Raw genomic sequence first — 12,484 nt, 5'->3', positions numbered from 1 at the left:
CTGGCAACACGTGACAGTGGGTTGCTTCCATTCTGTCGCTCACTATATCGCTTTGCTGGGAGGAATGAAGCTTGAGACAGCATTACCCGGATTTTTTCGAAACAGCGTTTACAGAAGGCTTCCGCACGGAGCAGCATAACTACGAATACCGCCTGGTGCCCCAGGAGATTGGCCAGTTGCAGGTGCCAACGGGAAAAATCGTCGCTAACGATCCGCTCGTCATGTTTGAAACCGAGCCGTTTACCGAAACATTTCCGACAGGCTCGTTTCCGGTGCAGCTTGCGATCGCCCAGGTAACGCCTTTGGACGCGGCAGGTGCGACACAAGGGGAAATGGAGCCGGATGAGCGCGTCGCGCTGGCCCGGATCGTTTTTGCCGACAGGCCGGTCGCTAGCTGGAAAATGGCTGTCTGGGAAAATTCCGATGTGACGCAGCTCGCCGCCAATGAGTTTTTCGGCTACGGCGTGGACGCCGGAACGGGCGCTTTTATGGACGAAAAGGCGTGCAAGCGCCTGGAGAGCCGTTTGGAGCAGGATGAGGCATTTTCCGAGGCGTTGATGGCGGAAATGGATCAGACGTACAAGCATACGAGAAGCTGGCTCGTCAAAGATATGGGGGATGGGTGCAACATCGCGATGTTTTCCAGCGGCTGGGGCGATGGCAGCTACGCGAGCTATATCGGCTATGACGCAGACGGGCAAATCGTTCGGCTGTTGACGGATTTTTATTTGGTGGATTGGATGGAAGGGCAAGAAGGAGAGTAAGGTGGGAGTCCTCTTGGAGTCTTATCTTTATATCTTCATATCTTCTGATCTGGAGAAGGGAAGCGAAGGATAGGGCGAAGGGGAAGGAATGTTCATAGTTCATATACGTCAAAACAGAGTGCCGCTATTTTTGGGCACTCTTTTATGTTTACTTTTTCTTGGCTTCTTTTTTCAGGTAGTGGGCCAGGTTGTTCAAGGTGTCTTCGTAGGAGCGTTTTTGGGAACGGGTGGCGGTTGCCGTCGAGTTTGTTTTGCTTTTCGTCATGTCGGGACCTCCAGGTGGGTGAATTTGAATTTTTAGGTATAGTGATCTCGATTATACTATATAATAATTTCCAATAAATGTAAATACAATTTTATATAATACTTAAAAAGTTACTTTATAGTGAATTTTGACTGGAGCTTTTTCGCATCGCATGTGGTCTACTGACCGTTTTCAGGCAGCGAAAATACCGCGCGCCGAATGTGGGACCCGAGTGCGAGTATCTGAAGGGAATGGTCGAGTTTGGTGGAAGGTTGCTGATGTGGCTTATTGTCAGAACATGCTTTTTGTCATTTTTGTCAAATGAAAATTTCGTCTGAGCGTATGTTAACTGATGTATGCAGGTTGCTAACGGATAACGGATGATAACGGATATTGAGGTTTGTTCATTGAAGTTAATGTTAAGTTTGCGAAGTTTGCTGTTTGCTGCTGATTACGTTGCTTAATCCGCAATGCGCAAATGCGCAGTTGGCGATCGCTTGTTATGTGTCGCTGTTGATTTGCATCTGTGCTGATAAGGTCGATTCGTGGAAACGCATCGTATTAATCGTATTAGATGAACTGGACGTTTGGACGTTGCAAATAATTCGTGTGGTGTCTGGTGGTTTAAGACTCATCTATGCAGGAACTCTAAGTTCGTCGGCTAGTAGCCAATCCAAGTTGTGTAGCTCTTGTAACGCAAACAGGCAATAGGTTAGCGCATCTAACTGCTGCTTTCTCCATTTTATTTTGAGTCCGATAATATATATTATGTAAACTTATAAAAAGAGCAAGAAATGCATGGGTGTGGTTACGCTGGATGATGTGTGCTGATTATGTACGATTTAAGTGTGTTAAGTATGCAGCAGCAGCTCCAATAACTGCGTATGGCTTAAATTTATGGTTCCGTCCATAGATTTTGCTTAGTTTGATGCTATATCCAGATTCGCAATGGGATTGCATGTTAATAGCGTGTTGTAAGTTATGAGAAATTGTCAGTAACGATAAACAGTTGTCAGTAATGCTTTTTGTCGACGTCAGAAGAACCAAGTAGTAGCCCTCCACAGTCAAAGTTTCAATTTTTCCTTTCAGTTCATGAAATGGCTGTTTTATGAACTGAAAGGAAAACGAAATGAGTTTCGCTCATCATTGAATCAAAATCTAATCATTTTTGTTTGATGTTCGTGTCCCTCACCACGGGTTGGCATTTTGCCCCCAGCTTCAAATAAAATTCGACTTCCCGAATTGCCCCCCTTGCTCTTGGCTGATGGTTAGTAACTCTAATCCTCGCAACGGACTCCTCCACCTGGTTGTTTGATGCTCCTCTCTCCCCTGTTCGGCTCCCTCGGTTTGGCGTCGCTTTTGCCGGATTGCCTTTCCGCTCAGGAGTTTAAGCGGATAGCGCTGAAAATGACGGTTTGATAAACACCCGAAACCTTGGCCCTCGTGATCTCTTGTCTTGCCGCCTCGACAACTGCAAAAACGGAAAAGATCGGCGTAAAAATTTCCCCCAAAAAGCTTGACTGCTCGTGGAAAACGGAATACAACTCTCCTATTTGACAATTATGACAATAGTCAGTAGATTCCGGTATGATGAAACAAAGTAAGGAAGAGGCACACTTTTTTGCGGAATACCAAACTTCTGATTGTAGATATAGAACTAATTACAAATGAAAGGATAATTGGTTGGTTTGAGCAAACATTTGCACATGCGCCCGTTCGCCAATTTGATTACATTGAACGAACTGGTCCATTTGGAGATAGCCCTTGCATGTACGTTGCCAGAAAAAATCGGTGGCCAAGAGTAATTATAACATGACCAGCTCGATGTGCAGTTGTTTCCAGAGGCGGAACAAAACGTCGCCGCGCAACATCTTTAGCCCTTTGTGCGCTCCTGCTATCGCGGGACAAATATCGCATTGCGGCAAGCGCATGCTTTTCCTGCGAGCCAAAAAGGTGAAATCAAAAAGCAAGGCATAGGTATTTATCCTACACCTTGCTTTTGGCAAAGGAAAAAGTGCAGATGTATCTCCCTGCACGGTGCAGCCGACTCGCACATTTTCCCAACAGCCTAACCTAAGTACTCGCTAGAAGAAACTCCTCTCCACTAGGCAACCGCAGCCCATCTGCTCGACCGCTAAAATACCGCTGGTCAAGCTCGCTTGCAGACACGTGCTGAACTTCCCGGAACCCGGCCGCGCGGGCCAAAGCTAGCATTTCCGGCGGCGTGAAAAAGCTGATGAACGGGGTTCCGCTTGCACGCGCGCCCTTTGCGGATGTGGCAAATCCGGAACGGACCTCGGGAGCTGTGGCCTCCATCGGCAAAAGGAACGTCATCGCCAGCGTGGAGCCAGGTTCGAGCGTCGCTACCTGGCGCAAAGTGGCGGCAATGGCGTCTTTTGTGAGGTACTGGGTAACGCCAGTCGAGGCGACCACAGCCGGGCGGCTCGGGTCGAAGCCGGCAGCCTTAAGCTGCTCCAGCCAGGACTGGTCTGCCTCGAAGTCTACCGGGACGAACCGCAGCCATTCCGGGATACCAAAGCCAAGGTCCAGCAGCCGCTGCCGCTTCCATGCCTGTGTCTCGGGCTGGTCAATTTCGAAGACGCGGATGTTCGCGGCGATCTCCGGGCGACGCTGGGCAAAAGTGTCCAGACCTGCACCGAGAATAACGTATTGCGTGACGCCCTGATCGGCTTGTTCGCTGACGAGATCCTCCACGAAGCGGGCACGAGCTACGATAGACGCCCGGAAGCTGCGCGAGAACTGCGGGTCCATATCGGGGCGCTGGCGCCAATCGGCGTCCGGGTTCGCCAGTTGCAGGCCAACTTCGTCTGCAAGCACATGTGGTGCGGAGTCGAGCCGGACGTGCAATGCCCGCCACAATGCGACTCGCACCGCCGTGTTGTCCGGGATTGTCTTTTGCTTGTCTGGCATGATATAAGCTCTCCTTTTCATGACTGTTTGACAAAACATTAGAAACCTGTGGCTATCTGAGCTAGTTTTTTTACGATGGATGAAAGCTCCCTCATCTCCGCCTTACCGCAAATACTTCCCCGTGATCGACTGCTCCGCATGGACGATCTGCGACGGTGTGCCCTCAAACACAACCTGGCCGCCTTTGCTCCCACCGTCCGGCCCCATGTCGATGATCCAGTCCGCCTGGCTGATGACTTCGAGGTTGTGCTCGATGACGATCACGGTATTGCCCGCATCCACGAGGCGGTTCATGATCTCCAAAAGGTGGCCGATATCTGACATGTGCAGTCCTGTCGTCGGCTCGTCCATGACGTAAATGCTGCCCTTTTTATGCAGCTCGCTGGCCAGCTTGATGCGCTGGCATTCCCCGCCCGAGAGCGTGCTGAGCGGCTGGCCGAGCGTAATGTAGTTCAGCCCCACATCGCTTAGCGCCTGCAGCTTGCGGACGACTTCTTTTAGCTCGAAAAAGTCCAACGCCTGCTCCACTGTCATTTCCAGTACATCTGCGATAGACTTGCCGTTCAGCTTGTAGTCGAGCACCTCTTCCTTGAACCGCTTGCCGCCGCATACTTCGCACGGCAGCTTCACGCTCTCAAGGAAGGCCAGGTCTGTGTACACGACCCCGAGCCCCTGGCAGTTCTCGCAAGCGCCTTTGGAGTTGAAGCTGAACAAGCTTTGATTGACCTTGTTCGCGGAAGCAAACGCCTTGCGCACATCGTCCATAATCCCTGTGTAGGTGGCGGGATTCGAGCGCGTCGACACGCCTACTGCCGACTGGTCGATGACGATGGCGTCCGGATGCTGGCGGAGGAATACTTCGTTAATGAGCGTGCTTTTGCCTGAGCCGGCGACACCCGTCACGACTGTCAGCACGCCTGTGGGAATGTCCACACTCACGTTTTGCAAATTGTGCAAAGTAGCTTCTTTAATGGAAAGATTGCCGGACGGCTGCCTGCAATCTTGCTTCAACTGCAGCGGCCGCTTCATGTGCGTGCCTGTCAGGGTGCCTGACTCCAGCAGACCCTGGAAGCTGCCTTCGTACATGATGTTGCCGCCGCGGCTGCCCGCGTGAGGCCCGACGTCGACGATATGGTCGGCTACCTTGATGACATCCGGGTCATGCTCGACGACGATGACGGTATTGCCTTTGTCGCGCAGCTTTTGCAGCAAGCCGTTTAACCGATGGACATCGCGCGGGTGCAAGCCAACGCTCGGCTCATCGAAAATGTAAGTGACATCCACCAGACTGCCGCTCAAATGCTTGACCATCTTGACGCGCTGCGACTCGCCGCCGGACAGCGTATCGGTCTCCCGGTCCAGCGTCAAGTAGTCCAGCCCGATATCGACCAGATGCTGCAGCCGCTCTGTCAGCGACTTGACGATCGGGGCGGCGGTGGCGTCGTCAATTTCCCGGATGACGCGGATGAGCTGGCCGACCTCCATGGCAGACATGTCCGCGATGTTGCGCCCGTTGATTTTGCAACTGAGCGCGGCCTGGCTGAGCCTTGCGCCGCGGCAACTAGGGCATGGCCCTTCGATAATGTACGGGGCGACCGCTTTTTGGGTGCGTTCGGACTTCGTTTTCACGTCCTGCTTGATGTACTTGTTGGTGAACTTCTCGATGACGCCTTCCACGGTAATGTTCGTCGCCTTTCCGGCGAAGTCCAGCTTCACTTTCCTCGCTTTGCCGTACAGCAGTTGCTCAAGTTCCTCCGCCGAGTAATCGCGCAGCTTTTTGTCCGGGTCAAACGAGCCTGACTGCACGACCAACGTCCAATCCCAGCTATCTACTTTATAGTCCGGCAGCATGATCGCCCCTTCGTTCAGCGACTTGGACATGTCGATCGCCTTGCTCATATCGACGCCCAATTTGCGGCCGATCCCGTTGCACTCCGGGCACATCCCTTGCGGATCGTTAAACGAAAACATATGCGCTTGTCCGACATACGGCTGCCCCACCCTCGAAAAAAGCAGGCGGAGAATGGGAGAAATATCGGTAATCGTGCCCATCGTGGAATGCGAACCGCCGCCCAGCCGCTTCTGGTCGACGATGACAGCCATACTCAAGTTTTCGATTGCGTCTGCATCCGGCTGCGGATAGCGCGGCAGGAAATTGCGCACGAACATGCTGAAGTTCTCATTCAGCAAGCGCGTCGATTCTGCGGCAATCGTATCGAACACGATGGAAGATTTGCCGGACCCGGATACCCCGGTGAAAATCGTAATCTTCCGTTTGGGAATGCGCAACGATACGTTTTTGAGATTGTTTTCCCGCGCACCCGAGATGACGATATACTCCTGATTCGGTTCGCTCATGCGTAACACCCTCCCGCTACTGGTAGTTTCTGACTCATCTTCCCATTGTACCATTCCTCGTGCATCCATAGTCGAGCCGGACATGCTTTTTCTCCCCGGGAAGAGAAGGCCGACACAGAAAAAAACGACCCTGTAAAAAGGGTCGTCCATCGTTTGCCGCAGCTTATTTCTCTAACTCACCATCGTCATCGGTTACCGCAAAATTGTAGTTGATCGAACGGGTAAATGGCTCGCCGTCTTCATTGATGCCCGTTACGTCAAAAGACAGATTGTACACGCCCGGCTTGGTTGGGACCGTAAAATTGCCAGTCAGCTCTTCGCCCTTGATGGCAAACTTCACCTGGTCGAGCACACTCGCCTTTTTGCCGTTGAGCGAGCGCGTCACATTTGCTTTTTGCAGCAAGGACGGATCAATTTCGTTGTTGCCCAGCTCGACGGAAATTTTCGCTTTGTCGCCCTGCTGGAATACTTTTTTGCTTGCTTTTACCTTGGCCCGCTCGCCGCCTTCAATCGAAGCGACCATGAAGAACGCATCGTCTTCGCCCTCTACCTCAAGCGTCCATTCCCCCGCTTCAGGCTCGTCGACTTCAATGAAATGATGAACGGCATCGCTGAAAATCGGAGGTTCGTCCTCTGCGTTGCTCTTTTTGCTCAAATCTGCCTCATACTCCTGGCCAGACGGGCTAATCAATGTCACCTTCGTATCTTTCGAGGCAGTCATCGTGTCGAGGTTCAGCTTGTCAATGCCGCTCTCCAGGAAAAACGTTTCAAATACCTTGTCCTCCACTTCGCCGCCGCGCAAAATGAAGGAGCTTTCTTCTGCGGCAGAAGCTTTCGTTTTGGTTTTGCTTACTTTGTTCGGCTGTTCGCGAGGGGCAGTGGATGCTTTTTTCAGTTTCGGCTCGACCAGGTTCCACGTGTGCGAAGCTTTCGCGATTTGCCCGTGGGAAATGTTTTTCGTAAAGCTCTTGATCCCGTAAGGCAAGCCGAGAGCCGAATCTACGGAAACAGCGCCATCGTCTTCGCCGGGAAGAACGGCATGGGCAAACCACGTGGCGCTAAACAAGCCATCGTCGCCTGTTCCGGCAGACATGTAAGTGGTCGTGTAACCGTTTTCGCTACGGTTGTCGGTCTGGGAACGGAAATTCGCCATGTATGACGTTTGCAAGGAGTACACGGCATCGTCTTTTTTGCCGAGAATATCCGCGAGCCACCCTGCCCAGTTGCTGTATGCCAGGTCCGCCAGTTCTGACCCTTTGTTCGGGGTAGACAACTGATGGACCACGTTTACGTACGGATGTGCCCCGTAGTGGACGAGCGCGGTCTGTGTGTCAATGCCGCCTTTGGAATGCGCAATGACATTGATTTTCGAAACGCCGTAATAATTTGCCACTTTTTTGATTACTTCGGCGAGCTTCGCACCGTTTGTCCACATGTTTCCGCCAGTGCCATCTGCGTCCTTCAACTGGACAAAAGCGGTACGATACCCGGCGTTATAGGCCGCATCGTAAAATCCGTCTTCCGTGTACCATGTTTTGTAGGTAGAGTGCAAGCCTTGCACAAAGAGAATCACGGGTTTGTCATTGGAGACGTTGGGAGGAATTGCACCCGTGTACCAGTCCCCAAAATGGCCGTTCGGGTTGTCGTCATGCAGCATCGGAGCAGGAGCCGCTGCGCTTGCGACAGTGGGGCAGACCAGTACCGTCGTTAACGTAGCGGCTGCCAGCATGCGGGACAAAGCTTTTTGCGTTTTCATCGTAACACCAACCTTTTCAGATAGGATTTATATTGTGCCACCCCGCTTTGCTAGAAAGAGGGATGGATTGGCACCATGGTTTCTTCGTTCAGCGCATGTTGAATGATTTCGAGGATCGGGCCGGTTTGCTGGAGCAGGAAGAAATGACCGCCAGACACCGGGTAAAAGCGACATGCCCGCTCGCAGTAGTCGCGCCAGGTCCAAATATCTTCGGGTTCAATCGAATCCTCCGTACCGTACAGCACCGTCATGTTCACAGGCACTTGGCGTGGAAGGGCGGGATTCATTTCATACGTCTGCACCGCTTGAAAATCGGCCTGCAAGATCGGCAAAAACAGCTCCAGCAGCTCCGGATTTTCCAAGACGTCTTCTGGTGTGCCGCCGAGCTTGCGCAACGCTTCGACGAACTCGGCGTGCGGCAGGTTGTACGTCTTTACGAGCTTGTGATACGCATGCGGTACACGCGAGGCGGACAAAAACAAGTGCTCGGGCAACGGCGCTCCCTTTTGCATCAGCTTTCGCGTCAGCTCAAAAGCGACGAGACCGCCCATACTGTGGCCGAAAAAGGCAAACCGTGTCTCGTGAAGCGCGGGCGTGATTCGTTCGCACACGTCCTCCAGCAGCTCGTAAAAGCAGGTTGGCAAGAACGTATCCTGCTTTTGCTGGGGAGGGTGCGGGCGCACCTCAAACGGGTCGATTTCCAAAAACGTGGGCGGAAGTCTCGACTTCCAACTGTAATAGATGCCAGGAAGTCCGCCTGCGTACGGAAAGCAAAACAGCTTCATCTCTTTCCCCCATCTTTCCTGATTCCTAAAAGCGTAGCCCGTTGCCAAACACGGCTATGCGAGGCCGGCGCTGCTCTGTGACCATTCGCGCGCAGGTAGGTCTTTTCGCTGCTGGACTTCATACATGCTGGCGTACAAACCGTTTTGAGCAAGCAACTCCGCATGCCGCCCCTGTTCCACGACTTTTCCTTCGTGCAGCACGTAAATGATGTCCGCATGCTCGACGGTCGACAGGCGATGCGCGATGACCAGAACCGTTTTTTCCTGCATGAGAGCCGCCAATGCTTGCTGCACCCAATACTCCGATTCCGCATCCAGCGCAGAGGTTGCTTCATCGAGCAACAAAATCGGCGCATTTTTCAGGATCGCTCTGGCAATCGCGATGCGCTGACGCTGTCCCCCCGACAGCTTCGCGCCCCGCTCGCCCGTTCTCGTCTGATATCCGTCCGGCAGCTCCAGGATGAAATCGTGAGCGTAGGCCGCTTTGCACGCTCTCACGACATCTTCTTCCGTGGCGTCCTGGCAACCGTAGCGGATGTTTTCTGCAATCGTCCCTTCGAACAAAAAGGCGTCCTGCGGCACGTAGGCAACCAGGCTTCTCAGTTCGGCAATCGAGTATTGTCCGAGCGGTTTTCCCATCAGAAAAAGCGAGCCGGCTGCAGGCGGGTAATAGCCTAGCAAAAGCTTCATGACCGTACTTTTGCCGCCGCCGCTCGTCCCGACGAGCGCAGCCATTTGGCCGCGTCCGATGTGCAGCGATACTCCATCGAGCACTTTTGTGTCGGCGGTGTATCCGAAGACGACCTGCTCCATTTTCAGCATGCTGTCGCTATCATCGGCGTGGGCGAAACGGAGCGGGTACTGGTCCGGTTCGAGCGGCTCCTGGAGAAACCCGACGATCCGCGAAGCGCCCGCGAGCGAGCCTTGCAACGTCGTGATGACATGACCGAGCTGCAAAAAGGCCAGTGTCACAAGCATTTGCTGCTGAATCATGGCGACCAGTACGCCGAGTCCGATCATTTGTTTGGCGACCAGCATGATGCCAACCACAAGCATTCCGCCGAAGCTGACAAACTGGATGAAAAAGTTGGTCCCTTCCAGCAGCGCGTGCTTATGCCCTTGCTTGATGGCCGACGAAGCCACTTCTTCATTGGCTTTCGTATAGCGGGCAGTCACGACGTTATGTAAATGAAACATTTTGACGACGGGCAAGCCTGCCAAAAAATCGCTCAGCCGTTCGGTTCCGATCCCCAACTGCTGCTGCAACTGGTCGCCGATGCGCCGCACGGACTTAGCAAACTGCGCATTCACGTACAAGGTCAACGTGCTTACGAGCAAAAGCACCGTAGCGATTTTTCCATCCAGGGCAAACATCCCGATGATAGACCCGATCAGTGACAACAAAATGATGCACAGCGTTTTCAATTGCTCTCCGTACGCCCGCTCCATCAGTTGGACATCGTTGCCCAGCCGCGACATCGTATCGCCCGAATGGTGCTGTTCATAATAGGCAAACGGCAATCGGCTCAAACGCTGAAAGACAAGCAGCCGGATGTCGGCAATCAGCTCGCGAACGCAGCGCCGATAGATGTAGCTAAAAAAGGGCGACAGGAGACTGAACAACAAAACCATCGCGGCGATGGTGACGATCGCTCTGGTGAGCAGGGCCGGGTCTTTTGTATGCGCAAAATCGGTCAAGTCCTTAAACACAAATGGCAACGCGACCAAAACCGAGGCTTGCCCGATTCCATCGCCCAAAAGCCCCAAAAAATACGCGCGCTTTTTGGCTTTCATCAACGACAGCAGTTGAAGAAGCTCCTGCCCCAACTTTTGGATGAACATTCCTATATCCCCTCCGCTGCCAGCGCTCGTTGCTCCTTTGTGGCAAACTGTTTTTGATACAAGCGGGTGTACACGCCGTCTTGGGCAAGCAATTCGTAGTGCGTGCCTCTTTCGACGATTCGGCCATGTTCGAGGACGAGCACTTCATCCGCGTCTTTGATCGTGGAGAGGCGATGGGCAATGACCAGCACCGTCCGATCGCGCATCACATTTTCCAGCGCTTCCTGGACGAGCGCCTCCGACTCGGTATCGAGAGCTGACGTCGGCTCATCCAGCAACAAAATTGGCGCATCCTTTAAAATCGCCCGGGCAATAGCGATACGCTGTTTTTGTCCGCCAGACAGGCGAGAGCCGCGTTCCCCCACTTTTGTTTCATAGCCGTGGGGAAGCTCCATGATGAAATCATGCGCATTGGCTGCTTTGGCCGCAGCAATGATCTCGTCTCGCGTCGCATGAATCCGGCCGTACGAGATGTTTTCCGCAATCGACACCGGAAAAAGCGTCGTGTCCTGCGAGACGAGGGACAAATAGCTGCGCATCTGTGCCGTATTCCAGTCGTGCAAGGAATGCCCGAACATTTTCACGCACCCGTTGCCCGCTTCGAGTCGGTAAAACCCGCACAGCAATTTCAGAATGGTGCTCTTTCCGCTGCCGCTGGAGCCGACCAGGGCAACCGTTTTGTTGCGGGGGAGCGCAAAGCTGACGTCCTCCACGATGTTCGTCGTGTCATAGGCAAACGTGACGCTCTCGAACTCGACCGGAACCGCTTGTGGATTGATGCGAATGGCTGGCTGATCGTCTGGCTCCACAGGCTGCAAAAAAATTTCTTGCAGACGCTTGGCTGCTCCGGACGTTTCCTGGACTTGGGCAAACAGCACGGGGGCAAGAGACAGCGGCTCGATAATAAAGTGAAGCAAATAGCTGAAAATGACCAGGCTGCCGAGGCTCAATTCCCCTGTCTGGATCAAGTAACCGCCGTAGGCGACAAAAAACAGGATCGGGGCCGAAAACAGCAAAATGCCGGGTGCGGTCATAAAAGCTCGCTTTTTTTCCGCCTGTATCCCGTTGTGCAGCACTTGTTTCATCCCCGCTGCGTATTTGCGGTACATCACGTCTTCCAGTTGAAAAGCTTTCACCATGTGAATCCCGGACAACGTGTCCTGGGCAATGGCGTTGGTTTGCCCCAAATGCTCCTGCATCCGCTCGGCGTACTTTTGCAGTGGTCTGCTCATCCGCCCTGTGACCGCGATTGCAACAGGCAGGATCGCGACGCTGAAAAGAATCAGCTTCCAATGGATCGACAGCAGCAGGGCCAGTGCCCCGGCAAACACGACCGGCAAGTAAAACAGTTGGAAAAAATGTTGCTGCAAAAAACTTTGCAAGAGTTGCGCATCGCTTGTCAGGCGAGAGACGAGATCGCCTGAATGGTATTGATCCATCGTGGACATGGGGACTTTTTCGAGATGAGCAGCGATTTTGTTTTTCAAATCCCGCATGGCTCTTGCGCTGAATCGGGCTGCTGCGTACGTAATGAAATATTTTGCGAGAAAACCGACGATGGTGAGACAAAAAATGATGAGGGCGATGCTGACCAGCTTGTCAAAGTCGTTTGTATGTTCGACCATGCTTTGAATCAGGATGCCCATCCAAATGTCTGCCACCGCCACGAGCACCGAAGCAACGATGCAGATCACAACCCAGATCCGGTAAGGCTTGACAAACGACAATGCCCAGCCAAACGCGGAGGTGCTCCTTGCGTGGGGATCTTGCTTGGGAAAAATCATGTGCGGCTCCTCTCCAAAGA

At 53.0% G+C, this 12,484-nt stretch carries 7 protein-coding genes; 1 reads left to right on the top strand and 6 read right to left on the bottom strand.

The features are described 5' to 3' along the window. The first annotated feature begins 71 nt into the window (after nt 1–71). Nucleotides 72–764 (top strand): DUF4241 domain-containing protein, encoded by a 693-nt coding sequence (locus M655_RS13885; RefSeq protein ID WP_005836277.1) that lies wholly within the window; start codon nt 72–74, stop codon nt 762–764. A gap of 2,317 nt (nt 765–3,081) precedes the next feature. Here M655_RS13885 and M655_RS13880 read toward each other — a convergent pair. From M655_RS13880 to M655_RS13855, 6 genes are all read right to left on the bottom strand, one after another. Beyond that, entirely contained in the window at nt 3,082–3,939 is an 858-nt protein-coding gene (locus tag M655_RS13880) for a class I SAM-dependent methyltransferase (protein WP_007786634.1), read from the bottom strand. A 102-nt stretch (nt 3,940–4,041) separates the two neighbouring features. Then, complete coding sequence (locus tag M655_RS13875; protein ID WP_007786636.1) at nt 4,042–6,297, bottom strand: ATP-binding cassette domain-containing protein; 2,256 nt, start codon at nt 6,295–6,297, stop codon at nt 4,042–4,044. A gap of 163 nt (nt 6,298–6,460) precedes the next feature. After that, nucleotides 6,461–8,053, bottom strand: a complete 1,593-nt coding sequence (locus M655_RS13870) for an alpha/beta hydrolase (RefSeq protein WP_026557185.1) — start codon at nt 8,051–8,053, stop codon at nt 6,461–6,463. A gap of 50 nt (nt 8,054–8,103) precedes the next feature. Continuing rightward, nucleotides 8,104–8,838 (bottom strand): thioesterase II family protein, encoded by a 735-nt coding sequence (locus M655_RS13865; RefSeq protein ID WP_026557186.1) that lies wholly within the window; start codon nt 8,836–8,838, stop codon nt 8,104–8,106. Between the two features lie 54 nt (nt 8,839–8,892). Continuing rightward, nucleotides 8,893–10,680, bottom strand: coding sequence for an ABC transporter ATP-binding protein (locus tag M655_RS13860; protein WP_026557187.1), 1,788 nt, complete (start codon nt 10,678–10,680; stop codon nt 8,893–8,895). Nucleotides 10,681–10,682: 2 nt separating this feature from the next. After that, a complete protein-coding gene (locus tag M655_RS13855; RefSeq protein WP_026557188.1) occupies nt 10,683–12,464 on the bottom strand; it encodes an ABC transporter ATP-binding protein in 1,782 nt (593 codons plus the stop codon). Nucleotides 12,465–12,484 lie beyond the last annotated feature (20 nt).

It is taken from the genome of Brevibacillus sp. NSP2.1, from assembly GCF_000470975.2.
GTDB classification, from domain to species: Bacteria; Bacillota; Bacilli; order Brevibacillales; family Brevibacillaceae; genus Brevibacillus; species Brevibacillus agri.
Note: the sequence above shows the minus strand (reverse complement) of the source record. Positions and strands in the feature narration are given on the sequence as shown.